The organism is Nocardia sp. CDC160, from assembly GCF_035818795.1.
GTDB lineage: Bacteria > Actinomycetota > Actinomycetes > Mycobacteriales > Mycobacteriaceae > Nocardia.
In genome coordinates, this window is record NZ_JAYKYT010000003.1 from 1243901 (window position 1) to 1268751 (window position 24851).

Consider the following 24851-nt stretch of genomic DNA (forward strand, 5'->3'; position numbering starts at 1 on the left):
CATTAAGCCGACGGACCGGTATGAGAAGACTCTGGCAATTAGCTGCCATGAGCAATGGAAGGCGACCCGTTGACGTTCTCTGAAACTTGTTCTAATTTCTCGCCATGTCGAGCAGATTCGAAGGCCGTCGCGTCATAGTCACCGGAGCGGGATCGGGTATCGGGCAGGCGGTAGCCGTGCGCCTGCTCGACGAAGGAGCGCGGCTGGTCGCCGCGGATGTCAACGAAGCCGGGCTCGCCGCGACCGTGGACGCGGTGCCCGCCGAGCAACGGGATCGGCTGCGCACGCTGACCCTCGACATCTCCGATCAGGACGCCGTTCGCACGACCACCACCCAGGCCCACGAATTCCTCGGCGGCCTGGACGTTCTCGTGAACGCCGCGGGCATCCTGCGCGCCGCGCACACCCACGACATGCCGCTGGAGGACTGGAACCGGGTCATCGCGGTCAACCTGACCGGCACCTTCCTCATGATCCAGGCCAACCTGCCCGCGCTCGTCGAATCGGGTCACGGCGTGGTCGTGAACTTCTCCTCCACGGCGGCCTTCGGCTCCAACCCGTACATGGCCGCATACTCGGCGTCCAAGGCGGGCGTCAACGCGCTGACCCACTCGATTGCCCTCGAGTACGTGAAAAAGGGTCTGCGCGCGGTCAATATCGTGCCCGGTGGCATCAGCACCGGCATCACCTCCGGCCTGGCGCTTCCGGCGGATGCCGACTGGTCGCTCATGGCTCGACTGCCCGGCTGGATCGAGGGCGGCGCGCTCGGCAAGCCCGAGGACATCGCGGGTGTGGTGGCCATGGCCGCCTCCGACGACGGCCGCTATATGACCGGCACCGAACTACGCGTCGACGGCGGCGCATTGATGTAGGCGGCGCATTGATGTAATCGTCACCGCGAAGGGGGTTTCAGGGGTTTACCCCTGAGAGCTCCCGAGAGTTGGGAATTCGTCAGCTGATACCCAGCCGCGCGGTGCAGGCGGGCCACGCGTTCCATCCCTGGCGGGCGCGGGTCACCTCGGCGATGGCGATCTGCTCCTCGCGGGTCGCCAGATCGGCGCGCGGCGCGTAGCGGGTGCCGCCCTGGCGTTCCCAGGTGCCCTGGTCGAATTGGATGCCGCCGTAGAAGCCGTTGCCGGTATTGATGGCCCAGTTGCCGCCGGATTCGCACTTGGCCAACGCATCCCAGGTCGCGCCGTTCTGCACCTCGGGGACCTCGGTGCCCGGCTTCGCGCCCTTGCGAATGGTCTTGGGCTGGGCGGGCACGATGACCGTCGACTTGAGTGGATCCTTGCCCGCCTCTTTGCCGTTCACGATGGATACCGCGAAAGTCACGTCCTGCGTTCCGGGTACGCCCGGATTCTCGACGATCGTGCGGCTCATATTGAGCGTCTGATCCTCGATGATGTTCTCCGGCGGATCCAACGGCACCCGCTCGGTGCGGTTCTGAACGATCTTGCGGGTGACGGTGATCTTCATGCCGTCGCGCAGCGGGGTGTTCGCCGCCGGTTCCACGAAGTCCTGATTCACCAGCGGATGCCCCTGCACCTCGAGCAGTTCGCCAATGGTCGGGGCGGCCAGGCGAACCAGCGAAGCGGGGGCGCCATTGTCGGAGAGTTCGACGGTGCGCGGGTTGGTGATCAGCAACTGCGCGCCCTCGAGGGGCAGCGGGGTGGGCCGCGCGGGCGAGGTGAAGACGTCGTTGGGCAGATTCAGCTTGGTGATCGCCTCGGCCACATTGAGTGCCGTGGTCCACGCCTTGGACGGGGTGCCGTCGATGATGAGCGAGACCTCGCGGGCCCGGTTCAGGGTGATGGTGCTGCCGTCGCTGATCTGCGCTCCGGCCGAAGGGGATACGTCGTCGCGGCCGGTGAGGGCGTACCCCGCGTCCTTGAGCGCGCCGCGCACATCACCGCGCATGGTGCTCTCGACGATCTTGCTGCCGTCGATGACCAGGGTGACCTGCTTCTTGCTCATGATCGCCACGCCCGCGCCGACGATGAGCGTGACGAGCATCGCCGCGATGGCCCCGTACAGCATCGGGGAACGCGACGAGTTGATCTTCGCCAAAGCGTGCATCGGAAATCCCGGCATGGTCACAGTACGATAACGAGGGGGTCAGGGATTGACAACCACTACCGGCGGAACTGCGCGGACGTAAATCACGACCCGATATCGAACCGCTGGTAAATCACGATCGCGGCAGATCATAGTGAGCCAAGCCACACCGTTTCAACTCGTGTCGCCCGACACGCAGTTATGGTGCGAACACGAAAAAAGGTGCGGTAGATCAGATTCCGTAGACGCGGCGGGCGTTGGCCGTGGTGATCTTGGCGAGTTGCGCCGGATCCTGTTCGCGCAGTTCGGCCAGCGCACGGACGGTGAACGGCAGCATGTACGACTCGTTCGGCGCGCCGCGGAAGGGATGCGGCGTCAAGAAAGGCGCATCCGTTTCGACCAGAATCAGTTCGTCCGGCACGAGTTTCGCGGCCTCGCGCAATTCATGCGCATTCTTGAAACTGACCGTTCCGGAGAAACTCAGCACATAGCCCTCCTCGACGCAGGCCATCGCCATGTTCGCGTCGGAGGAGAAGCAGTGGAAGATCACGGTTTCCGGCGCGCCCTCGTCCAGCAGCACGGTGAGCAGGTCGTGATCGGCCTCACGATTGTGGATCATGAGCGGCTTGCCCAGGCGCTTGGCCAGATCGATGTGCCAGCGGAAGCCCTCGATCTGCTCCTCGATCTCGGCGCAGCCGTCGAGCTTGCCGGGCCAGTAGTAATCCAGACCGGTCTCCCCCACCGCGACCACGCGCGGGTCGGCGGCCAGCTGTTCCAGTTCGGCCTTGGCGGCATCGTCGAGCGCGTTGGCGCGCGTCGGGTGCAGCGCGACCGCCGCGTAGACGCGGTCGTTCCAGTTCGCCGCCTGGACCGCGAACCGCGCGGCCGCCAGATCGTCGGCGACGGTCACCAGTTCGCGCACGCCCACCGCGCGGGCCCGCTCCACCAGCGCCGCAACCGATTCCGGGTCCGTGGCGCCGCAGGCGTCGACGTGGGTGTGCGCGTCGATGAGCGGCGAGAGCGGCTGCGGCGGCTCGGGCGCAGGTCGACGGCTACTCATGGGCGCTACCCGCCACGGGGATATTCACGCGAGCGACGAAGGACACGCAGATAGAGTAGACACACCATGAGCGCATCCGAACGCCCCGCCTTTTACCTCACCACGGCCATCGCGTACCCGAATGGCGCACCCCACATCGGGCACGCGTACGAGTACATCTCCTCCGATGCCCTGGCCCGCTTCAAACGGCTGGACGGCTTCGACGTGTTCTATATGACCGGCACCGACGAGCACGGTCAGAAGGTGCAGCAGGCCGCGAAGGCCGCCGGTCTGCCGGAGCAGGAGTACGCCTCGCGCAACTCCGATGTCTTCGAGGCCATGGACAAGGCGCTCGACATCTCCTTCGACCGCTTCATTCGCACCACCGACGAGGACCATCTGGCCGCGTCGGTCGCCATCTGGAATCGGATGGTCGAGGCGGGCGACATCTACCTCGACACCTACTCGGGTTGGTACTCGGTGCGCGACGAGGCCTTCTACACCGAGGAGGAGACCACCGTCCTCGACGACGGCACCCGCATCTCCACCGACACCAAGACCCCCGTCGAGTGGACCGAGGAGTCGAACTATTTCTTCCGGCTGTCCAAGTACCAGGACAAGCTGCTCGAACTGTATGAAACGCATCCGGAATTCATCGCGCCCGCGACCCGGCGCAATGAGATCGTCTCGTACGTGAAGGCCGGGCTGAAGGATCTGTCCATCTCCCGCACCACCTTCGACTGGGGTGTGCCGGTGCCGGGGCATCCCGAGCACGTGATGTACGTGTGGGTGGACGCGCTCACCAACTACCTCACCGGCGCGGGCTTCCCGAACACGGATTCGGCGGCGTTCCAGAAGTACTGGCCCGCGGATCTGCACATCATCGGCAAGGACATCTCGCGGTTCCACACCGTGTACTGGCCCGCGTTCCTGATGAGCGCCGGAATCGAGCTGCCCAAGCGGGTTTTCGTGCACGGCTTCGTGAACTACAAGGGCGAGAAGATGTCCAAGTCGGTCGGCAATGTCGTGGACCCGATGGACCTCGTCGAGACCTTCGGTCTGGACGCCGTGCGCTTCTTCCTGCTGCGGGAGATCTCCTACGGCCAGGACGGCTCCTACAGCGAAGAGGCCATCATCGGCCGGATCAACTCCGATCTCGCCAACGAGTACGGCAATCTGGCCCAGCGCTGCCTGAAGATGGTGGGCCGCGACTTCGGCGGCGTGGTCCCGACGCCGGGCGAGTTCACCGCGGAGGACACCGCGCTGCTCGAGCGCGCGAACGGTCTGCTGACGGCGGTGCGGGCCGAATTCGACCAGCAGCAAATCCATCTCGGCCTGGAGCAGCTCTGGCTCACCCTCGGCGAGACCAATCGCTACTTCTCCGCCCAGGCCCCGTGGACCCTGGCGAAGTCGGGCACGCCCGAGGACACCGCGCGCGAGGGCACCATCCTCTACGTCACCATGGAGGTCCTGCGCATCGTCTCGATCCTGGTCCAGCCGGTCATCCCCGCCTCGGCCGCCAAGATCCTCGACCTGCTCGGCGTCCCCGCCCGCACCTTCGCCGACCTGGCCACCCCGCTCACCGCGGGCACGGCTCTCCCCGAGCCGGAAGTGGTCTTCCCGAAGTACGTCGCTCCGAAGAACTGAAACCCGGTGCCGCCCGCCCCCCTTCGGCGGGCGGCCACCGACACCCCGCCTACCGCGGGTAGAGATTCCCCTCCGAACTCCACCATCGGAACGGGAATGCAGCGAACACACGACTGCCCGATCCGCAGATCGGATCGGGCAGCGGGTGATCTCGCCGATCCAGCATCCGATCCGGTCGCGGCCCGGTCAACCCGGAGAGGTGGCACGAATTGGGGCGGTCGCGATGCGGGCAAGCATGATCAACTAGTCCGCGCAGGGATCGATGGTCGGTGTGGTCGGCGCTCGTGGCGTGAGCATGAACAGCTGGTAATCGCAGTCCTGCGGGTGAAATGCGTTGTAGGAGCGGATGGTGAAGGACATCCGCTCACCGGTGAGGGGATGGCGAACGAGCACCAGCGAATCGTTGAAGAGCTCCTGGCTGATGCCGGATGACCAGAGCCGTTCGAACTCGGGGTTGGTTCGGCAGGTATCGAGGATCTGCGCGAGCCGCTCGGCCGCGACCACACCGGGCGACATGACGCGCAGGGTGAACAGCAGTCGGCCAACCACCGTCTCCCAATTCACCACCAGTTCCTGGACTTCGGGGACGGTCATGAAGGTCTCGAGCAGGTTCACGGGACGCTCGGCCCCCGGACTGGCCGGAATCAGCCACGGAAACGCCTGCCGCGCAGCCGCGTTGGCACCGAGCACATCGAGCTCGGGAAAGCTGTGGAAGTAGGCCGGGAACGGCAGCGCCTCCAGGTGTTCCAGGTCCTCCTCTCGCAGCTGGGGTGGCCAGGCGCCCCTGGCGAACCGCGCGACCTTCGGCATGGCCAGGGAGATCATTTTCTCGAGCAGCCAGAGCGGCGCGTCCATTGCCGCACACCAGTCCTCGAGCCGCTCCACCGACAGCGCGCGTTCACCGTTCTCCAGCTTCCGGTACAGCGACACGCTGATGAACATGCGCCGGGCGGCCTCCTCCTGGGTGAAGCCCAGGGTTTCCCGCCGGTATCGCATGTACATCCCGACCAGTGGCTGTTCGGGAATCAGGTCGAGCGCTCCGACCACTATCCACCTACCTCTCCAGCAATCATTCAGCGAAGACCGATCCGGTCAGGTCACCACGAACGGATCCACGGTAGGGGTGCCGGGCGCACGCGGCGTGAGCATGAACAGCTGGTATGACGCGACCGATGGATGGTAGACGTTGTAGACACGCATGGTCTGGGTGATCAACTCGCCGGTTCCCGGAATCCGGACCTGGATGGCGGAGTCGTTGTACAGATCCTCATCCACCGGGGTGTTCCACATGCGCTCGAATTCCGGATGCGCACTGCACGTCTCGATGATCTGTGCGAGCCGTTCCGGAGCCACGACACCGGGCGAGAGTATGCGCAGGCTGAACAGCAAGCGGTGCACGATGGTGTCCCAATTGACCAGGACTTCGCGAGCCTCGGGCACGGTCATCATCTGCTCGATAACGTTCACCGGGCGCTCGGCATCGGGCGCCGCAGGGGCGAGCCAGGGCATCGCCGCGTTGGCGGCCGGATTCGCTGCGAGCACTTCGTATTCGGGAAAGCGATGGAAGTAGGCCGGGAAGGGCAGGGCGTTCAGGTGGTCGAGATCTTCCTTGCGCAGTCTCGGCGGCCAAGCGCCCCGGGCCAAGGTCGAGATCTTCGGCATCGCCAGGGAGACCATCTTTTCCAGCATCCAGATCGGGGCACCGACGGCGGCACACCAATCCTCGAGCCGGGCGCCGGACAGCACACGCTCGCCGTTCTCGAGCTTGCGGTAGAGCGAGACGCTGACGTACATGCGCCTGGCGGCCTCTTCCTGCGTCAGGCCCAGAATCTCACGCCGGTATCGCATGTACATCCCGAGTACCGGCTGCTCCGGAATCGCATTGACCTCGTCGACCACCTGACCGCCCATCCATACCGCTATCCTCCCGCAATCTTTCAATGATGTTCTCGCGAGGATCCAAGTTCCAGGCAGGCAACACTACGGCCGCACTGGAATCGAAGGCATGCCGGATCCCGAGTCCGCGCCCGTCGACGGTCGACTGAAGTCACATGCCTGCAATCCCGCCCCGTGCAGACTTCGACCGGCCATCGATAATGGCTATCTGAAGTGCCCGCGGTTCAGTGAGAGAGGGAATGGATGCGCGACAAGCAGGTCCGATCGACGGCGTTGCAGCGCACCAATTTCGACGAGCGGCATCGGGCGGCGCGGGAGGCCGTGCTCACCTCGCAGCGGGGGCGGCTGATCGAGGCGATGGTGGAATGCGTGGAGGCCAAGGGGTATCACTCCACCACGCTGACCGATATCGTGGCGCGGGCGCGGGTTTCGCGCAGTACGTTCTACGAGCACTTCAGCAATAAGGAGCACTGTTTCGTCGAGGCGGTGCGCACCGGATCCGACATCATCGCGCAGCGCATCGCCGAGGAGCTCGCGCAGCTGCCGCTCGACGCCGGGGCGTACGAGCGCATCGAGTCCATCGTGGTGACCTTCTGCGAAACCGTCGCCTCCGAACCGGATTTCGCGCGGCTGATGCTCGTCGAGGCGTTCAAGGTGGATCAGGAGTCGGTGGCGCTGCGCGATCTCGCGGTGGACCGGTTCGCGGATCTGTACCGGGCCTTCTACGCCCAGGCCCGCGCGACCGATCCGAGCTTGCCGGTGATCGCCGACGCGCTGTTCGCCCTGATCCCCGACGCCATCGGCGAGCGCACCCGCCGGGTGATCGTGGCCGACGGCGCGCACCGGGTGCCCGAATTGGCCCCGCTGTTCGTGGAATTCGTGGTCGCGGTGCTGGGCCTGCCCGAACAGCCCTGATCGACAAGCGAAAACACCTGTCGCCCAGACAGTTTGCGCCGAGGGTCCGCCGAGCGCCGGTACGTCCCAGTACAGGGGTGAACTCACTCACAGCGAGGACCGCTGTTCGTCACCCCCGAGCCATATCAATGACACATAGCGTCAGATAGCCAGGTATTGACCACCACGCCCGGCCATCGGCGTACCTCCATGTCAGCTCACCTGTCGGGCGACAGGCTGGGCCGGAAATCTGTGCGGCACCGTACGTAACACCAAGCCTCCGTGCAGGATTCGTCTCAGACAGATACACGGAACGCTCTAGTTCCCCAAGCTAGTTACTCTCGGGTAGCCTCGGTTCATCCGAGCTTGACGATGACGTTCTTCCAATGTTTCGGTTCCCCCTTCAGGAGTCCCCGTGCCGCAATCTCGTTTCGAGTCTATTGGCGCTTACCTACCCGAGAAGCGCGTTACCACAGCTGAATTGCTTTCCCAATTGCGGGAAGTTCCGGAGTTCGATCTCGAGCGGATCACGGGCGTCAAGGAACGCCGTTTCCGCGATACCCGCCCGGAGAGCCGCGAAGACTCCTTCGTGCTGGCGATGAAGGCCGTCGAGGACAGTCTGTCCAGGTCATCCTATGCCGCAGGCGATCTCGACGTCATCATCTCCACCTCCATCACCCGCAGCAAGCACGGCACCCGCATGTACATGGAGCCGTCCTTCGCCGGTGCCATCGGCCGCGCCATCGGGGCGCGCGAGGATGTCATCGCATTCGATCTCTCGAATGCCTGCGCGGGCATGATGAGTGGCGTCTACATTCTCGACCGCATGATTCGCAGTGGCGCCGTGAAACGCGGCATCGTGGTCAGCGGTGAGGCCATTACGCCCATTGCGGAAACGGCCGTGAACGAGATTTCCAGCAAATATGATTTGCAATTCGCGTCCCTGACAGTCGGCGATTCCGGTGCCGCCGTCGTCCTCGACGAGGCCGTCGACGACGCCGACAAGATCCACTACATCGAGCTGACCACCGCGTCGGAGTTCTCGCACCTGTGCCTGGGCATGCCCAGCGACAAGACCAATGGCGTGGCGCTCTACACCGACAACCGGAAGATGCACAACGAGGCGCGGTTCCTGCTGTGGACCGACACTCAGCGCAACTTCATGGAGGAACGCGGAATCACCTTCGGCGAAGAGGGTTTCGACTACATCATTCACCACCAGTTCGGCGCGGCGGCGATTCCGTTCATGAACGCCATCGCCGAGCGCGAGTTCGGCCACCCGATGCCGCCGGACCTGAATGTGATCGAGAAGTACGGAAACACCTCCAGCACTTCGCATTTCATCGTGCTGCACGATCAGCTCAGCCAGCAGGCCATTCCCGCCGGATCCAAGCTGCTGATGATCCCGGCCGCCTCCGGCGTCGTCGGCGGCTTCCTGTCCACCACCATCTCGTCGCTGAAGGTCTGAGGTCTCGAACATGGGCGTGCGCATCAAATCCACCGGAATCAGCCGGGACACCGACACTTTCAGCATTGTCGAGCTCAGCGGCCGGGCCGCGAAGCGGGCCATGGCGAGCGCGGGCATCGAGCCCGGGCAGGTCGGGGTCATGATCAACGCGGGCATCTTCCGCGACAGCAATACCGTCGAGCCCGCCGTCTCGGCGCTCATCCAGAAGGCCGCGGGCATCGGCCTGGACTACGTGAAGGAGGACCCGCGGTCGTTCTCCTTCGATCTGATGAACGCGGGCACGGGCGTGCTCAACGCGGTGCAGGTGGCGCAGGCGGTGCTGGCCACCGGAACCGCCGAGCACGTGCTGATCGTGTCGGGCGACACCCACCCGTCGCTCACCCGCTCGGCCGCCGACGACGAATTCCCCTATGCCACAGCGGGTGCCGCGCTGCTGCTGGAGCAGACCGACGAGCCGGAGGGGTTCGGCCGGGTGGTCACCCGGGCCGCCGAGGGCGCGCCGGGCCTGGAGTCCTACGTGGACATCGAGACCATGGGCAACCGCGGTCGCGGGCTCATGACCGTGGATCGCGATCCGGACTACCTGCAGCGGCTGCTGGCGGTGGCCGTCGAGGCCGCGCGCACCGCGCTGGCGGGCAGCGATATCGACGAGGCCACCACGGCCCTCATCGCCTCCACGCCCAGCGGCGAGTTCCCGGCGCTGCTGGCCGCCGAACTGGGACTCGCCCCCGAGGCCGTGTTCACCCCGGACCTGTCCCAGGGCGACCCGCACACCGCGTCGTTGCCGCTGGCGTATCACGCTGCCGCCGAGTCGGATTCCCTCGCGGCCTACCGCGACGTGCTGTTCGTGGCGGCGGGCGCGGGCCCGTCGGCCGCCGCCGTGGTCTACCGGCTTCCGGCCCTCGCGGGAGCCGCGGCGTGACCACCGCGACCTATTGGCAGGCCATCGACCGCTTCCGCGCGGTCGTGGCCGCCGATCCGGACCGTGAGGCGGTGATCTACCCCGCCGGGCAGACCGCCTCCGGCCTGCCGGACTACCGCCATCTCACCTACCGTGAGCTCGACGAGTGGTCCGACACCATCGGCCTGCACCTGGCCGCCGCCGGGGTGGGCCGGGGCACCCGCACCATCGTGCTGGTGCTGCCCAGCCCGGAGCTGTACGCGATCATGCTGGGGCTGTTGAAGATCGGCGCGATCCCGGTGGTCATCGACCCGGGCATGGGGTTGCGCAAGATGCTCAACTGCCTGCGCGCCGCCAATGCCGAGGCCTTCATCGGCATTCCGCAGGCGCATGCGGCGCGGGTGTTGTTCGGTAAATACTTCCGGGATGTGCGGGTGACTCTCACCGTCGGCCCGCGCTGGTTCTGGGGCGGTCCGACACTGCGCGCTTGGGGCGCACCGGTGACGTCGGGCCGTCTCGGCAACCGGCTTCGCAACAATCTGGACGCGGCCGGTCCGGTCAGCGCCAAGGTGGCCGCGCGGCTCGACGAGCTGTTGACGACCCTGGCCGACTCACGAAAGACCGAGCACCGCGCGCCTTTCGACGCGTTCACCCTGAAGGATCGGGTGCCCGCGCCCGCCGACGAGACGCTGCTCATCGCGTACACCACCGGCAGCACCGGGCCCGCCAAGGCCGTGGAGATGACCCACGGGAATCTCAGCGCGATGGTCGAGCAGGTGCACGCCGCGCGCGGCCGGGTGGAGCCGGGCACCTCGCTGATCACCCTGCCGCTGGTCGGGATTCTCGACATGCTGCTCGGATCGCGTTGTGTGCTACCGCCTTTGGTACCGAGCAAGGTCGGGTCGACCGAACCGGCGCACGTGGTGGACGCCATCAACCGGTTCGGGGTGAAGACCATGTTCGCCTCCCCCGCCGTCCTGATCCCACTGCTGCGACATCTGGAGCGGCACCGGACGCCGATCCCCACCCTGCACAGCATCTACTCCGGCGGCGCGCCCGTCCCGGACTGGTGCATTGCCGGGCTGCGGCAGGTGCTGGCCGAGGACGCCGAGGTGTACGCGGGCTACGGCTCCACCGAGGCGCTGCCCATGTCCACCATCGAATCGCGGGAACTGCTCGACGGTTTGGTGGAGCGGGCGCATCTCGGCGACGGTACCTGTGTGGGACGCCCCGCCGAGGGTGTGCGGGCGCGGCTGGTCGCCATTACCGATGACCCGATTCCGACCTGGGCACAGGCGCAGGCACGGGAGGGCGAACTGGTGGGCACGCGCGGCATCGGCGAGCTCGTGGTGTCGGGGCCGAATGTGAGCACCCGCTACTACTGGCCGGAGTCGGCGAACCTGGCGGGCAAGATCCACGAGGGCGAGGTCGTCTGGCATCGCACCGGGGATCTGGCCTGGATCGACGACGAGGGCCGAATCTGGTTCTGCGGACGCAAGAGTCAGCGCGTGCAGACCTCCGACGGGCCCATGTTCTCGGTGCAGGTGGAGCAGGTCTTCAATACCGTGCCCGGTGTGGTGCGGACCGCGCTGGTCGGTGTGGGCACGCGCGGCACGCAGTTGCCGGTGCTGTGTGTGGAGGCCGAATCCGGGGTCGACACGACCAAGCTCGCGACGCAATTGCGGGAGCGCGCGGCCGAATTCGAGGTCACCGCACCGGTTTCCACCTTCCTGTTCCATCCGAAGTTCCCGGTCGATATCCGACACAATGCCAAGATCGGCCGCGAACAGCTCGCGGTCTGGGCGGCGGAGCGGCTCGGAAAGGGTGATCGACGATGAAGGTGACTGTGCTGCGGGCGATTCCGGTGTTGGGCTGGCTGTATCTGGCTTTGGGTCTGCTGCTGGCGGCCGGGGATCGCGCACCCGCCAATCGGCTGCTGCGCGCGGTGTTCTGGATCGACGCGTTCCTCAGCCTGGTGGTACACGCGGCGCAGATCCCGGCGGCCTTGAAAGCGACGGCGGGCACGGAACATTCGGCGGTGAAGACGGCCGCGATGACCCAGATTTTCGGAATCACCTGGTGGAAAACTCAGGAGGCGGCGTGAAGGCACTGGTCACGGGCGCGTCCGGATTCCTGGGCGGCGCATTGGTACGCCGCCTGGTCCGCGACGGCGACTACGAGGTGGCGATTCTGGCCCGGGCCACCAGCAACCTGCGCGACCTGTCCGAGGTGATCGACCAGGTCGAGGTCATTACCGGCGACCTCACCGATCAGGTGTCATTGGAACGCGCCACCAAGGGCGTGGACGTGGTGTTCCACAGCGCGGCCCGGGTGGACGACCGCGGCACCCGCGCACAGTTCGTGGCCGAGAACGTCACGGCCACCGAGAATCTGGTGCGCGCGGCCAAGCGCAATGGCACCGGCCGCTTCGTCTTCATCTCCAGCCCCAGCGCACTCATGGATCGTGACGGCGGCGATCAGGTGAATGTCGACGAATCGGTGCCGTACCCGACCCGCTACCTGAACCTCTACTCGGAAACCAAGGCGGCGGCCGAGCGGTTCGTCTTGTCCTCGAACACAGCCGATTTCAGCGCCTGCGCGCTGCGACCCCGGGCCATTTGGGGCGCGGGTGACCGGTCCGGGCCGATCGTGCGGCTGTTGAGCCGGGCGGCGGCGGGCACGCTGCCGGACCTGTCCTATGGCAAGCAGGTCCGGGCCTCGCTGTGTCATGTCGAGAACATTGTCGAGGCGTGCGTGCTGGCGGCCCGGTCCGAAAATGTCGGCGGCAAGGCGTATTTCATCGCCGATGCCGAGCAGACCGACGTGTGGGGCTTCCTCGGCGAGGTCGCCACCGACCTCGGCTACGCCAAGCCCACCCGGCAGCCGAATCCGCGGGTGCTGGCCGCCGCGGTGGCCGCCATCGAAACCGTGTGGCGCATACCGTTCGTGGCCACCCGCTGGTCGCCGCCGCTGTCGCGGTACGTGGTCGCGCTCATGACCCGCACCGCCACCTACGACACCTCCGCCGCCACCCGCGATTTCGGGTATCGGCCGATCGTCACCCGCGACGACGGCCTGGCCGACTTCCTGGCCTGGCTCGAAACCCAGGGCGGCGTAGTGACATTGACCGAAGGGCTGTAACCATGTTCCGCCGTCCCATCTCCCCCACCGAGCTCATCTACTTCCCCATGCGGGATCTGGCTCCGCCGTTCCTCATGCAGCTGGTGGTGGAGGGTACGGGCACCCTCGACGCGGAGGCGCTGCGGCGCGCGGTGAAGACCGCCGCCGAGGCGAATCCGGGTGCGCGGCTGGTCCGCGACGGCAAGGACTGGGTGGACAGCGGGGTCGCGCCGCGCGTGCGGGTGGTCGACCACGCGCTGCAATACCCGGCGCTGGAGGCGGATCCGGTGCTGACCAGCCCGATCGGGCCGACCCCGGAGTCGACCGTGGAGGTGCTGCTGTTGACGGCGGCACCGACCACGCTGGTCTTCCGGGTCTTCCACGGGGTCATGGACGGCATGGGCATGATCATGTGGGCGACCGACGTGCTGCGGGCGCTGCGCGGCGAGGAACCCCTCGGCGCGCCCGATCCGATCGCGGATGCCGAACTGGTGCGCAAGGTCGGCGCGCCCGGGCGGCCGACGCTGATGCTGCCGCGCTTCCGCTCGGCGACCGGGCACGGCCGCCAAATGCCCGGCGAGCATCGACACCTGTTGCGCACCCGCACCATTCACGCGACCGGGCCCGGCGCGCTCATGCGGGTCGCGGCACTACTGGCCGAGGAGGGCGGGCCGGTGTCGCGCATCATGATTCCGGTCGACATCCGGCGGCACGACCCGGAATTGCGGTCCACCGCCAATCTCGCGCTGCCGCTGTTCCTGGACGTCAAGCCCGGGATGGACTGGCGGCAGCTCAACGAGATCAAGCGCGCGGGTCTGAAGGAGAACCGCGAGCTCAACCAGATGGACAATGGCGGCCTGAAGTACCTGCCGCAGGCCGCCGGACGCGGACTCCTGCGCACCCTGAACGTGCTCGGCGCGCGCACCGGCCTGAATCTGGCCTCCGCCACCGTGTCCCACATGGGCCGCTACGACCTGGATGCGCTGGCGGTGCCCGGCTTCACACCCACCGCCATCAAGGTGATGCCCCAGCACAGCGTCGCCATGCCGCTACTGCTGGGCATGACCGAATGCGGCGGCCGCACCGAACTCACCGTCTCCGCCCGCAGCGGACGCGGCATTCCGGAACGCCTGGACGCGCTCCTGGACCGGATCGTTCGGACGCTGGAAGCCGAACTGACGCCGACCAATTCCGACGCGGCTCGCTGACCATCCACCGCGCAGCGCACACAATGATCGGAGCGCAACCGTGACCATCGTCGAGAATTCCGAAGAGACGACCCCCGCGGTGGAATCGCGCGGGCCCATCGCGGCATGGGCCGGGATCGTCGTGGCTCGACCCAAGACGGTGCTCGTGGTGGCGGTGCTGTTCGCGCTGGGGTGCGGGCTGTTCGCGGCGGGGCTGCAGCAGCGGGTGAGTTCGGCGGGATTCGTTGTGCCCAAGGGTGAGTCGGCGTCGGTGGATGCCTGGGTCACCGAGCGACTGGGGCCGCAGAATCCGGATGTGATCGCCATTTACACCGCGCCCGAGGGGCAGTCGCTGACCGATATCGGGCCGCGGGTGACGGAGGCGATCGCGAAGATCGATGCGGCGCTGTTGGATCGGCCGGTCGAAAGCTATTGGAACAGCCCGCGATCGAACTACTTGCGCTCCTCGGACGGGCGGCAGGCGGTGGCCGTCGTCTTCTCGGCCGGGAATGACAATCAGCGGGTCGCGGAGTATCCGAAAATCGCTTCCGCACTGCGCATTCCGGGTCTCGATACCAAGCTGACCGGTTACAGCGCGCTCGCGGACACGATCAGCGATCAGTCGCGGCACGATCTGGTGCTGGCCGAATCGATCTCGATTCCCCTGACCGCCATTGTGTTGGTGCTGGTGTTCGGCGGGGTGGTGGCCGCCTCGCTGCCGGTACTCATCGGGACACTGGCGGTGGTCGGTGCGCTCGGCGCGGTGGGAATCATCGCGCGGATCACCGAGGTCAGCGTGTTCGCCATGAATGTGGTGTCGCTGCTGGGGCTCGGATTGGCCATCGACTACGGGCTATTCATCGTCGGGCGATTCCGAGAGGAACTCGGGCAGGGGCGGTCCGTCGAGGAGGCGGTGACCCGAACCCTGCGGACCGCCGGGCGCACGGTGATGTTCTCGGCGCTACTGCTCATGTGCGCGTTCGCGGGCACCTTCGTCTTCCCGCTGTCGGTCTTGCGCTCGCTGGGGTTCGGGGCCATCGCGGCCGTGGGCTTGGCCGCGGCACTGTCGGTGACCGCGCTCCCGGCGATTCTCGCCCTGCTCGGTCATCGCATTGGTAAGTGGAGCTGGCGCGCGGACGCGTTCGAGCGCTCGGAGCAACGGGCGCAACGGTTCTGGGGTCGCGTGGTCACCGCCGTCATGCGCCGTCCTGGCACGGTCGCCCTTGCGGTCGGCGCCGTCCTCCTGGTGTTGGCGGCACCCCTGAGCGGCGTACGGCTCGGGGATATCGACCACACAGCTTTGCCCGCCGGTAATGAAACCCGCGTCGCCGTCGAGGAATTGAGCGCCCACTTCCCCGCCGCGAACAGCGGTGCGACCATTCTCGTCCGCGAAAGCGACGGCAGCGCACCGACTCCGGCCGCCATCAGCACGGCACTGCGAGAAATCAGCGCCCTGCACGGCGTGCGCCAGGCCACGGCCCTGGACACCAAGGACAACACCACCATCATTCACGCCGCCCTGGCCGCCCCGGACCGCTCCCCGCGCGCCCAGGACATCGTGCGCGATCTGCGTGACCTGCGCCTGGACGGACTCGACTTGCGGGTCGGCGGCGAGAGCGCCTCGACCGTCGACAGCATCGCGGCCGTCCTGGATCGGCTCCCGCTCATGATCGTGGTCATGGTGGCGGTGACCCTGCTCATGCTGGCCGTGGCCTTCCGCTCGATCGTGCTGCCGCTCAAGGCCGTTCTCATGGCGTTCCTGAGCCTGACCGCCACCTTCGGCGTGCTGACCTGGATCTTCGATCAGGGACATCTGGCCAGCGTGCTGCATATCAGCGTCGGCCCACTCTCGGCCGGAATGATGGTGCTCATCATCGCCGTGGTGTTCGGGCTCTCCACGGACTACGAGGTGTTCCTGTTGTCTCGCATGGTGGAGGCACACAATGCCGGTGCCGACACCGAGGAATCCGTCCGCGTCGGCACGGTGCAGACCGCGCGCGTGATCACCGCCGCCGCAACGCTTCTCGTGCTCATCACCGGCGCGTTCACCCTGTCCCCGCTGACACCCATGCGGTTCCTCGGCCTGGGCATGGTGATCGCGCTGGTCATCGACGCCACCCTGGTCCGCATGCTGCTGGTTCCGGCCCTGGTCAAGCTGATGGGGCCCGCCAACTGGTGGGCCCCGGGCAATCGGAACAAGAATCAGCCGAAGAACTCGATGAGCGCCGGAGCCAGTGCCGCGGCCTTGACCAGGTGAGTCTGGCCGGGCAGGACCTGGTGCGTCGCACCCGGAATCGCCTGGGCCAGTGCGGCATTGGCATTGCGCATCCACGCCGGGCTCTTGCTCCCGGCAATGACGGTGACCGGCGCACCGAGGTCGGTCCACCGATCGGTGGGCAGCTTGCGGCCACGCTGGAACTGCTCCACGTACTGGATGTCGTAGGCCATGGTCGGGGCCACCTTCTTGAGGTGGCTCCAGCCCGGGAACAACGGAAACGCGGCGACCATGAGGGCGGGCAGGCGCACGCCCTGACGCATGAAGTACTTGACCACCTCACCGTTCTTCCCCTGCGCCAGCAGGGCATGGATGTGCTCGACGTAGTCGTCCGGAGCCGGTGGCCGGGTGCCGTCGTCGACCACGAACGGCACCTCGTAGAGCGCGACCTTACGGACCGTGCGGCCACTGCGCAGGTAATCCAGGATCAGCGCGCCGCCCGAGGAAATGCCGTACAGCATCACGGGTTCACCGGCCAGATCGGCCACCGCGTCGAGATCCTCGAATTCGCGTTCCACATCGACCGGCAGGGTCTCGCCGCTGCCGCCCCGGCCGCGCCGGTCATAGGTGTAGACGGTGTAGCGGCTCGAAAGAGCCTCGGCCAGCGACTTGTTCGGCCCGAAGTCCTGGGCGGCGAGCCCGCCATCGACCAGCACGACCGCCGGGCCCGACCCGTAGCGGGTGTAGGCGATGCGGGTGCCGTCCTTGGAGTCCACGAAGCCTTTGGTGGGTTCCATCAGTTCGCCTCCTGCCGGGTGTAGGTCAGGGCCGCCACACCGCAGTCCAGAGCGCGGCAGTCGGTGAGGGTGAAGGTGGCGGGGGTCTGGTCAGGGGCGTAGAACCGCGCGCCGGGGCCGCCCAGAATGAGCGGGAACACCAGCAATTGCATTTCGTCCAGGAGGTTTTCGGCGATCAGCCAGCGCACCAGGGTGCCGCTGCCGCCGATGCCGATCTGCCGGTGTCGATCCTTGAGGGCGGCGATCTCCTTGACCAGGTTGTCACTGAGCACCGTGGTGTTGTTCCAGTCCGAGGACTCCAGGGTGGTGGAGACCACGTACTTGGGCATGGCGTTGACCGCGTCGAAGTACGGGCCGGACTGGCTGGTGAAGAAACCCTTCAGGTTCTCGTAGGTGGTGCGGCCCAGGAGCATGGCGTCGTTTCCGGCCATGAGTTCGCCCACGGCCTGCTGCACCTGCGCGTCGTTGAAATACGGGGCGGTGATCGGGTCCATCGGCGAAATCGCCGGGCTCAGCCCGGTCCAGCCGCTCTCGGTCACGCCGTCCAATGAAAGGTACTGTCCTGCAATGATTTTTCCCATATGAATACGGTCGCAGTTTCCGAAGGCCCAGGGAATTGCCGGGTCGGCAACACAGCGATGCCGCTGCGGAATAAATGAGCGCGGGGCATACTCTGCGCATGGTCGACCCGCTACCTCAGACTCCCGAGGGCGTGGAACTGCGGCACCTGCGCGCCTTCGTCGCGGTGGCCGAGGAATTGAACTTCGGGCGTGCGGCGCAACGGCTGTACCTCACCCAGCCCGCGCTCAGCCGGACCATTCGGGGACTGGAGAAGCAGGTTGGCTGCGACCTGTTCCATCGCAACACTCGCAGCGTCACCCTCACCGCGGCAGGCGTGGCACTGCTGGATCGGACCCGCGACGTGCTCAACGATCTGGATTCCGCGCTGACCGCCGCCCGCGCGGCGGGCGGTGAGCTCAGCGCCCGGATGGACCGGATGTGGAGTCCCGTGGAGGAAACCTTCAATGGCGAACTCGCGCCGATGCGAGCGGCCTTCGAACTGATGCACGCGGAGTGCCCCATGCCCGAGGGTGTTTCGCTGGAGCCGGTGAATGCCGGTGGCGTTCCCGGGATTCAACTCGTCCCCACCGGCGACGCGGATACCACGGCGATCTACGTGCACGGCGGCGGCTTCATGATGGGGTCGGCCTACGGTTACCGCGGCATGGCGGGCGCGGTCGCGCAGTCCGGACGGACCCGCGTCTTGGTTCCCGAATACCGGCTCGCTCCGGAACACCCGTTTCCTGCCGCACTCGACGACGTGGTCATCGCGTACCGCTGGCTGCTGGGTAACGGCCGCAATCCAGACCATGTTGCGCTGGTCGGTGACTCGACCGGCGGCATGCTGGTGCTCTCGGCACTGGTCCGCGCCCGCGACCTCGGTCTACCCATGCCGAGCGCCGCCGTCCTGATCTGCCCCGCCGTCGACTTCTACGCGCCGGAGGACGACCCGCCCGCGGATGTGGAGCAGCACATGCGGTTTCAGAACGCGTATCTGGCGGGTCGCCCGGCGAGCGATCCGGAGGCGAATCCGATGTTCGCGAACCTCACCGGTCTACCGCCCGTCCTTGTGCAATCCGGCGAGTTCGACGGGATCGGCCGCAACACAGATCGGCTGGTCGCAACGCTCCGGGCGGCCGAGGTCGCGGTCCAGCACGACAGCTTCGCCGTGGACGGGCACTGCTTCCAGATCCACTGGTCGTTCCACCCCGAGGCGGCCGAGGCCGTCCGACAGATCGGAAACTTCCTCCGGAAGCCGGTGCCCGCCACGCCGTGACCTTCCGGTGGCGCGGCCGACCCGGCAACCGCGCTCAAGGGCGAAGTCGCACCGGCAATCCGGTCAGACCCCGCACGATCAGGGATTTGCGCCAGAACAGTTCGGCATTCGCGGCCAGTTCCAGATCCGGGTAGGTCGCCAGCAGACGGGTCAACGCGACCCCTGCCTCCATGCGCGCCAAAGGCGCTCCGACACAGCGATGGATGCCGTGGCCGAAGGCCAGATGGTTCTTGTCGGCGCGGTCCAGGTCGACGGTGTGCGGATCGGGAAAGCGGGCCGGGTCGCGGTCGGCGGCGGCCATCGACACCAGAACGCGTTGCCCGGCCGGGATTTCGACGCCGCCCAGGGTGACCGGGGCGGTGGTGTAGCGGAAGGTGGCCTCGCTCGCGGGCGACTCGTAGCGCAGCACCTCCTCGATGAAGTCCGGCACGCACCCGGGGTCGCGCGCCAGCTTCGCGCGAACCTCCGTGTCGCGCAACAGGATCGCGACCGCGTTGGAGATGAGATTGACCGTGGTCTCGAAACCGGCGACCAGCAGCAGGAACACCATGCTGATCAGCTCGCGGTGCGAGAGCCGGTCGCCGTCCTCGCTGACCGAAATGAGTTCGGACAGCAAATCTTCGGACGGCGCGTCGGCCTTCGTCCGGATCAGCTGATCGATGTAGGCGACGAACCGCTGCACCGCCAGTCCGCGCGCCTCGACGGTCTCGTCGTTGGAGACCAGCGTGGTGGACCAGGCGCGGAAGTTGTCGCGCTCGGAGTTCGGGACGCCGAGCAGCTCGCAGATGACGAGCATGGGCAGCGGAAAAGCGTAGCGGTCCAACAGATCCAGCTCGTGCGTCGCGTCCGCGGACAGCTCGGCGAGCAGCGTATCGGCCAATTCGCTGATGCGCGGGGCCAGCTCGCGCACCGCGCGGCTGGAGAAGGCCCGGTTCACCAGGGTGCGCAGCCTGGTGTGCTCCGGCGGGTCGTAGAAGACCATCATGTCGCCGAACATGGCGCTGGCCACCTGCGCGCCCGCGGCGTCACCGGCCAGCGCGGCCCGCGCGCCCGCCGACTTCAGGGCCTTGCTGATGGTCGGGTTCAGGAACGCGGCCTTGGCGGCCTCGTAATCGGTGATCAGCCAACCGGTTCCGCCGTCCGGGAAGCGCACGAAATGCGCCGGGCCACGATCGCGCAGACGGTCGTAGGCGGCGTGGGGGTGCTGATAGAAGTCCTCGGTCAACTCGAACGGCGAGCTCGCCAATTCGCTTGCCGTGACGGCGGTCTCATGAACCATGGTCGGGACTCTAACAGCGCGAAGCCCAACGACCATGTGCGAGAACTAATCCCCGTCGCCGGAACGCGCGGCCAGCACCGCGTCGTACAGCTCACGTCGCGAGGCCCCGGTGGCCGCCGACACCTCGGCGCACGCGTCCTTGAGCCGCAGCCCGGAGGCGATCAACGCCTCCACCTGTCCGACCAGGTCGGCGGGCTCCGCCGAAACCGGCTGCGCGCCTTCGAGAACCACGGTGATCTCCCCGCGCGCCCCCTCGACCGCCCACCCCGCCAACTCGGACAGGGTCCCGCGCACGACCTCCTCATAGGTCTTGGTGAGCTCCCTGCACACCGCCGCCCGCCGATTCGGCCCCAGCACCTCGACCGCGTCGGCCAGACAGTCCGCCAGCCGATGCGGTGCCTCGAAGAACACCACCGCGCGCGGTTCCGCGGTCAGCGTCCGCAGCCACTCCTTGCGCTGCCCCGACTTCCGCGGCGGGAACCCGTCGAAACAGAACCGCTCCACCGGCAGCCCCGACAATGCCAATGCCGTGGTCACCGCCGACGGCCCCGGCAGACAGGTGATCGGCAACCCGGCCTCCACACACGCCGCCACCATGCGATACCCGGGATCGCTGACCGACGGCATTCCGGCATCGGTCACGAGCAGCACGGTCTTCCCCAGCTGGATCTCCTCGAGCAGCATCGGAATCCGAGCCGTCTCCACGTGGTCGTAGAAACTGACGACCCGCCCGGAAACCTCGATCTCCAGCGCCTTGGCCAGCGCCCGAGTCCGCCGCGTGTCCTCGGCGGCCACCACATCCGCCGTCCCCAGCGCATCCCGCAGCCGCTGCGAGGCGTCCCCGATGTCCCCCATCGGCGTCGCCGCCAAGACCAGCCGCCCGCCAGTACTCGGCTGCGCGCTCACTGTGACTCCTTCGCCTGGGGATGGACGATCGCCCGAAGAGACGACCAACTCGCACCCTGACTCTATCGATGACGCCGGTCCAGACTTCGCCACCACCTGTCCCCGCCCCTCGCCACCGGCGCGGCAGCGCGATGCGCCCGGTCGGCGCAACACAATTCGCAGGTCGCGATCGGACTCGGCGGTTGCGAGCGGAGGTGGGGCCGGGTTCGGCCGCGGGGGCGCGCTCCCGAGCGCGGGCGAGGCCGGACATGTCGGCGGGGAGGACTTCCCGGCGGCGGGCCGCTCAACCGGGGCGGGACTCGGGGGCGGGGAGCGCTTACGATCGGGGGCGTGACCCAGGTGACCGACGTGCGACCGGCGGCGGCGGGGGCGGAGACGGCGGCGCTGTCCAGTCCTGCGCCGCTGTTGCCCTCACCCGATTTCGGGCCCACGGATTGGGCTCGGGGGTGGGTGGTCACGGTATTCCTGACCGCGATCGCGGCCATCACCCGGTTCCTGCTGCTGAACTATCCGACCGATCTGCACACGCCCGTCTTCGACGAGAAGCATTACGCGCCGCAGGGGTGGCAGGTACTCACCAACGGCGGCGTCGAGGACAACCCCGGGTACGGGCTGGTAGTGCACCCGCCGGTCGGGAAGCAGATGATCGCCCTCGGGGAGGCGATCTTCGGGTATTCGCCGTGGGGCTGGCGGTTCACCGCCGCGGTCTCGGGAACGCTGCTGGTGCTCTTGGTGATTCGCATTGTGCGGCGCATGACGCGATCCACGCTCATCGGGGCGTTCGCGGGAATCCTGTTGATCTGCGACGGGCTCACCTTCGTGTCCTCGCGAATCGGGATGCTCGACATCTTCCAAGCGCTCTTCGTGACGGCGGCATTCGGCTGTCTCGTGGTGGATCGCGACGATATCCGCGCGCGCATCGCCCTGGTCGCCGCCGAGGGCCGCATCGACGACAGCGAGTACGGGCCGCGGTTCGGGGTGCGCTGGTGGCGGTTCGGGGCGGGTGTCCTGCTCGGATTGGCCTGCGGCACCAAATGGTCCGGCGCGTACTGGATCATCGGATTCACGGCCCTGTCCCTGGCCTTCGACCTCTCGGCGCGGCGCGGCTACAAGGTGCGGCGACCGTGGGCGGGCCTCGCGGTCCGCGACCTCGGTCCGACCGTCTACGCGCTGTGCGTGATTTCGGTCCTGGTCTACCTGGCCTCCTTCTGGGGCTGGTTCGCCAGCGAGACCAGCTACGACCGGTACGCGGTCGGGGTGAAGGTCGGGCGCGGCGGCGACTTCTCGTGGGTGCCGAGCGCACTGCGCGGGCTCTGGTACTACGGCGATGAGGTGCTCACCTTCCACAAGGAACTCACCAACTCCGCGGGCAATCACCATCCGTGGGAATCCAAGCCGTGGACCTGGTTCATGGGGCTGCGGCCCATGCTCTACTACTACGCCGACACCAATGTGACCGGCTGCGGCCAAGCCACGTGCGTGAAGGCCGTGATGGCCATCGGCACCCCCGCGCTGTGGTGGCTGTGCTTCCCCATGCTCGCCTGGGCCATCTGGCGCAGCGCGGTGCGCCGCGACTGGCGCTACGCGGCCGTCCTGGTCGGCTACGGGGCGGGCATCCTGCCCTGGTTCCTGGAGCTCGATCGGCAGATGTACTTCTTCTACGCCGTCCCGCTCGCGCCGTTCCTGGCCATGGGCATGGCACTGGTACTCGGCGACATCCTCGGCCACGCGCCGCCCAGCGGGCGACGGCTGTCCGGAGCACCGGGCTGGCAATACTTCGCGCCACCGAGCGAGCGACAAGGCTTGGGGCTCTTGCTGGTCTGCCTCTACCTGGCCCTGGTCATAGCGAATTTCATCTGGCTGTGGCCGATTCTGACCGCCATGCCCATCACCCCGGGCAGCTGGCACGACCACCTGTGGCTGCCCAGCTGGCGTTAGAGACTGACTTCGCCGAGCGCCGCGTGGAGGTAGCGGACGGCGGCGTCGTCGTCGAGGCCGAGGCGGCGGATCACCGCGACGTACTCCGTTGCCGCGCGACCCGCGAGATCCCGGGTCGGGTCGCCGGAGGAGGCGATGAAAGAGCCGAGCCGCCCGCGGGTTTCGAGGACGCCGTCCTGCTCCAGCTCACGGTAGGCGCGCGCCACCGTGTTGGGAGCCAGCTTCAGCGTCGCCGCCAGGGCCCGCACCGTGGGAATCTTGGTTCCCGCGGCGAGCTCGCCCGAGCGGACCCGGGCGATGATGCCCTGGCGCAGTTGCTCGTACGGCGGGACCGTCGAGTGGTGGTCGACCGGGATGTCCAGCATGGCTTCATCACACCTCGTCACGCGACAGCGGGCAGGACAGGCAGCGCGGACCGCCACGGCCGGAACCCAACTCGGAGCCGGGGATGCGCAGCACCTCGATTCCGGCGTCTTCGAGCCGCGCATTGGTGTTCTCATTGCGTTCGTACGCCACCACGACGCCGGGCGCCAGAGCCAGGGTGTTGTTGCCGTCGTCCCATTGCTCCCGCTCGGCGGTGACGCCATCCAGACCCGTGTCGACCACACGCAACTTGCCGATGCCCATGGCCTCCGCGACCACCCGCAGGAAGGGGTCGGGTCCGGAGATGCTCACGCCGCCCTCCTCCTTGCGAATGGTGAAGGCGCACAGCTCATCCTGGATGGCCGGGTACATGACCACCGCGTCGACGTCCACCATGGTGCAGACGGTGTCCAGATGCATGGTCGCACGGGTCTGCTCGATCGGCACCACGAGCACGGTGTGGGCGAGATCGTCCTCGAAGAGGCTGCGCGCCAAGGCTTCCGCGCCCGCGGCCGTGGTGCGCTCGCCCACCCCGACCGCGACCACGCCCGGCGCGAGCAGCAGCACATCGCCGCCCTCGATGGGGGCCTGGTGCGATTCGTAGGCCCGGCGCACGCCCAGGAAGCGGGGGTGGAAGGCGTAAATGAGGTCGGTGAGCGAGGTTTCGCGGGCCCGGGCGGGCAGGGCCAGGGAGGTGATGGCCACGCGCGGGCCGATCCAGAACGAGGAATCGCGGGTGAACAGCAGATTCGGGAGCGGGTCGATGACGAAGTCGTGTCCGTGGTGCATGCGCCGTACCAGCGAGGTGGCGTCCGGATCGAAGGGCAGTTCGTCGAATGTCATGCCGGACATGAGGATCTGCGCCAGCTCCGGCGCGGGCACCCGTCTCAGATGCGCGGCCAGCTCGTCGGCCAGCACATGCCCGAGTCTTCGCGCGTCGACCGCGCCCGAAATGCCCTGAATCCGTGCCGCCCCGCTGGCCTGGATGGTCTCGGTGAGCACATCCGCCAGCAGCAACACCTCCACCCCCCGACCGCGCAACACCTCGGCGAAGATGTCGTGCTCCTGCTGCGCGCGCTCGACCCAGGGAATGGCGTCGAAGAGCAGCTGGTCGTTATTGCGCGGGGTGAGTCGGCGCAGCTCGTCGCCAGGACGGTGCAACAGCACCGTGCGCAGCGCGCCGACCTCCGAGGTCACGGAAAACGGTCGCGCCGTGGGTGCGGCCTTGGTTCCCATGACACGACGGTAGTTCCCTTCGGCACGGATGGCATGCAATTCGCACCCGCGAAAAACCTGGAGTAATGTT

The 24851-nt window shown here is 67.2% G+C and carries 22 protein-coding genes; 12 read left to right on the plus strand and 10 right to left on the minus strand.

Features of this window, described 5'->3' with window-relative positions; translation table 11 throughout:
* Positions 1-104: 104 nt before the first annotated feature.
* Entirely contained in the window at positions 105-872 is a 768-nt protein-coding gene (locus tag VMT40_RS20430; RefSeq protein ID WP_326360003.1) for an SDR family NAD(P)-dependent oxidoreductase, read from the plus strand.
* Positions 873-951: 79 nt separating this feature from the next.
* Here VMT40_RS20430 and VMT40_RS20435 read toward each other — a convergent pair whose 3' ends face one another.
* Together VMT40_RS20435 and VMT40_RS20440 are read right to left on the minus strand one after the other, a co-directional pair.
* The gene (locus tag VMT40_RS20435) at positions 952-2079 is read right to left on the minus strand and encodes a transglycosylase family protein (protein WP_326360004.1); all 1128 of its coding nucleotides are present in this window, start codon (positions 2077-2079) and stop codon (positions 952-954) included.
* A gap of 211 nt (positions 2080-2290) precedes the next feature.
* Entirely contained in the window at positions 2291-3118 is an 828-nt protein-coding gene (locus tag VMT40_RS20440) for a TatD family hydrolase (RefSeq protein WP_326360005.1), read from the minus strand.
* A gap of 66 nt (positions 3119-3184) precedes the next feature.
* Between VMT40_RS20440 and metG the strand changes: the two genes are divergently transcribed.
* Complete coding sequence (gene metG / locus VMT40_RS20445; protein WP_326360007.1) at positions 3185-4744, plus strand: methionine--tRNA ligase; 1560 nt, start codon at positions 3185-3187, stop codon at positions 4742-4744.
* 243 nt (positions 4745-4987) lie between these two features.
* Here metG and VMT40_RS20450 read toward each other — a convergent pair whose 3' ends face one another.
* On the minus strand, positions 4988-5791 hold the full coding sequence (locus VMT40_RS20450) for a helix-turn-helix domain-containing protein (protein ID WP_326360009.1): 804 nt from the start codon (positions 5789-5791) through the stop codon (positions 4988-4990).
* Positions 5792-5836: 45 nt separating this feature from the next.
* Positions 5837-6655, minus strand: coding sequence for a helix-turn-helix domain-containing protein (locus tag VMT40_RS20455; RefSeq protein WP_326360010.1), 819 nt, complete (start codon positions 6653-6655; stop codon positions 5837-5839).
* A 228-nt stretch (positions 6656-6883) separates the two neighbouring features.
* Between VMT40_RS20455 and VMT40_RS20460 the strand changes: the two genes are divergently transcribed.
* The 8 genes from VMT40_RS20460 to VMT40_RS20495 all read left to right on the plus strand — a co-directional run bounded on the left by VMT40_RS20460 (position 6884) and on the right by VMT40_RS20495 (position 16467).
* Positions 6884-7555 (plus strand): TetR/AcrR family transcriptional regulator, encoded by a 672-nt coding sequence (locus VMT40_RS20460; protein ID WP_326360011.1) that lies wholly within the window; start codon positions 6884-6886, stop codon positions 7553-7555.
* Positions 7556-7949: 394 nt separating this feature from the next.
* The gene (locus VMT40_RS20465) at positions 7950-9002 is read left to right on the plus strand and encodes a 3-oxoacyl-ACP synthase III family protein (RefSeq protein ID WP_326360012.1); all 1053 of its coding nucleotides are present in this window, start codon (positions 7950-7952) and stop codon (positions 9000-9002) included.
* Between the two features lie 10 nt (positions 9003-9012).
* Complete coding sequence (locus tag VMT40_RS20470; RefSeq protein ID WP_326360013.1) at positions 9013-9924, plus strand: hypothetical protein; 912 nt, start codon at positions 9013-9015, stop codon at positions 9922-9924.
* Positions 9921-11741 (plus strand): fatty acid CoA ligase family protein, encoded by a 1821-nt coding sequence (locus VMT40_RS20475; protein ID WP_326360014.1) that lies wholly within the window; start codon positions 9921-9923, stop codon positions 11739-11741. Before VMT40_RS20470 ends, VMT40_RS20475 begins: the two co-directional genes overlap by 4 nt.
* Positions 11738-12007 (plus strand): hypothetical protein, encoded by a 270-nt coding sequence (locus VMT40_RS20480; RefSeq protein ID WP_326360015.1) that lies wholly within the window; start codon positions 11738-11740, stop codon positions 12005-12007. The genes VMT40_RS20475 and VMT40_RS20480 overlap by 4 nt, the downstream gene beginning before the upstream one ends.
* Positions 12004-13044, plus strand: coding sequence for an SDR family NAD(P)-dependent oxidoreductase (locus VMT40_RS20485; protein WP_326360017.1), 1041 nt, complete (start codon positions 12004-12006; stop codon positions 13042-13044). Before VMT40_RS20480 ends, VMT40_RS20485 begins: the two co-directional genes overlap by 4 nt.
* Positions 13045-13046: 2 nt before the next feature.
* Positions 13047-14231, plus strand: coding sequence for a peptide synthetase (locus tag VMT40_RS20490; protein ID WP_326360018.1), 1185 nt, complete (start codon positions 13047-13049; stop codon positions 14229-14231).
* Positions 14232-14328: 97 nt separating this feature from the next.
* Entirely contained in the window at positions 14329-16467 is a 2139-nt protein-coding gene (locus tag VMT40_RS20495; RefSeq protein WP_326360275.1) for an MMPL family transporter, read from the plus strand.
* Here VMT40_RS20495 and VMT40_RS20500 read toward each other — a convergent pair.
* Complete coding sequence (locus VMT40_RS20500; RefSeq protein WP_326360019.1) at positions 16413-17222, minus strand: alpha/beta fold hydrolase; 810 nt, start codon at positions 17220-17222, stop codon at positions 16413-16415. The genes VMT40_RS20495 and VMT40_RS20500 overlap by 55 nt on opposite strands.
* A complete protein-coding gene (locus tag VMT40_RS20505) occupies positions 17222-17803 on the minus strand; it encodes a dihydrofolate reductase family protein (protein ID WP_326360021.1) in 582 nt (193 codons plus the stop codon). Before VMT40_RS20505 ends, VMT40_RS20500 begins: the two co-directional genes overlap by 1 nt.
* A gap of 98 nt (positions 17804-17901) precedes the next feature.
* Between VMT40_RS20505 and VMT40_RS20510 the strand changes: the two genes are divergently transcribed.
* Positions 17902-19059 (plus strand): alpha/beta hydrolase fold domain-containing protein, encoded by a 1158-nt coding sequence (locus tag VMT40_RS20510; RefSeq protein WP_326360022.1) that lies wholly within the window; start codon positions 17902-17904, stop codon positions 19057-19059.
* A 34-nt stretch (positions 19060-19093) separates the two neighbouring features.
* Here VMT40_RS20510 and VMT40_RS20515 read toward each other — a convergent pair whose 3' ends face one another.
* Together VMT40_RS20515 and rsmI are read right to left on the minus strand one after the other, a co-directional pair.
* Positions 19094-20338 carry a cytochrome P450 family protein gene (locus tag VMT40_RS20515; protein ID WP_326360024.1) on the minus strand — a complete coding sequence of 415 codons (1245 nt, stop codon included), beginning with the start codon at positions 20336-20338 and terminating at the stop codon, positions 19094-19096.
* 45 nt (positions 20339-20383) lie between these two features.
* The gene (gene rsmI / locus VMT40_RS20520) at positions 20384-21244 is read right to left on the minus strand and encodes a 16S rRNA (cytidine(1402)-2'-O)-methyltransferase (RefSeq protein WP_326360025.1); all 861 of its coding nucleotides are present in this window, start codon (positions 21242-21244) and stop codon (positions 20384-20386) included.
* Positions 21245-21574: 330 nt separating this feature from the next.
* Between rsmI and VMT40_RS20525 the strand changes: the two genes are divergently transcribed.
* Complete coding sequence (locus VMT40_RS20525; protein ID WP_326360026.1) at positions 21575-23182, plus strand: dolichyl-phosphate-mannose--protein mannosyltransferase; 1608 nt, start codon at positions 21575-21577, stop codon at positions 23180-23182.
* Here VMT40_RS20525 and VMT40_RS20530 read toward each other — a convergent pair.
* Both VMT40_RS20530 and arcA read right to left on the minus strand, forming a co-directional pair.
* Positions 23179-23547, minus strand: a complete 369-nt coding sequence (locus tag VMT40_RS20530; protein WP_326306213.1) for a GntR family transcriptional regulator — start codon at positions 23545-23547, stop codon at positions 23179-23181. The genes VMT40_RS20525 and VMT40_RS20530 overlap by 4 nt on opposite strands.
* Before the next feature lie 7 nt (positions 23548-23554).
* Positions 23555-24781, minus strand: coding sequence for an arginine deiminase (gene arcA, locus VMT40_RS20535; protein ID WP_326360027.1), 1227 nt, complete (start codon positions 24779-24781; stop codon positions 23555-23557).
* Positions 24782-24851: the final 70 nt, after the last annotated feature.

Coding starts and splice junctions, on each gene's coding strand:
- VMT40_RS20505 (WP_326360021.1), bottom strand. CDS start 17,803: ATGGGAAAAATCATTGCAGGACAGTACCTTTCATTGGACGGCGTGACC.
- VMT40_RS20460 (WP_326360011.1), top strand. CDS start 6,884: ATGCGCGACAAGCAGGTCCGATCGACGGCGTTGCAGCGCACCAATTTC.
- VMT40_RS20515 (WP_326360024.1), bottom strand. CDS start 20,338: ATGGTTCATGAGACCGCCGTCACGGCAAGCGAATTGGCGAGCTCGCCG.
- VMT40_RS20470 (WP_326360013.1), top strand. CDS start 9,013: ATGGGCGTGCGCATCAAATCCACCGGAATCAGCCGGGACACCGACACT.
- VMT40_RS20480 (WP_326360015.1), top strand. CDS start 11,738: ATGAAGGTGACTGTGCTGCGGGCGATTCCGGTGTTGGGCTGGCTGTAT.
- VMT40_RS20510 (WP_326360022.1), top strand. CDS start 17,902: ATGGTCGACCCGCTACCTCAGACTCCCGAGGGCGTGGAACTGCGGCAC.
- VMT40_RS20440 (WP_326360005.1), bottom strand. CDS start 3,118: ATGAGTAGCCGTCGACCTGCGCCCGAGCCGCCGCAGCCGCTCTCGCCG.
- VMT40_RS20530 (WP_326306213.1), bottom strand. CDS start 23,547: ATGCTGGACATCCCGGTCGACCACCACTCGACGGTCCCGCCGTACGAG.
- arcA (WP_326360027.1), bottom strand. CDS start 24,781: ATGGGAACCAAGGCCGCACCCACGGCGCGACCGTTTTCCGTGACCTCG.
- VMT40_RS20500 (WP_326360019.1), bottom strand. CDS start 17,222: ATGGAACCCACCAAAGGCTTCGTGGACTCCAAGGACGGCACCCGCATC.
- VMT40_RS20490 (WP_326360018.1), top strand. CDS start 13,047: ATGTTCCGCCGTCCCATCTCCCCCACCGAGCTCATCTACTTCCCCATG.
- VMT40_RS20430 (WP_326360003.1), top strand. CDS start 105: ATGTCGAGCAGATTCGAAGGCCGTCGCGTCATAGTCACCGGAGCGGGA.
- VMT40_RS20455 (WP_326360010.1), bottom strand. CDS start 6,655: ATGGGCGGTCAGGTGGTCGACGAGGTCAATGCGATTCCGGAGCAGCCG.
- VMT40_RS20435 (WP_326360004.1), bottom strand. CDS start 2,079: ATGCACGCTTTGGCGAAGATCAACTCGTCGCGTTCCCCGATGCTGTAC.
- metG (WP_326360007.1), top strand. CDS start 3,185: ATGAGCGCATCCGAACGCCCCGCCTTTTACCTCACCACGGCCATCGCG.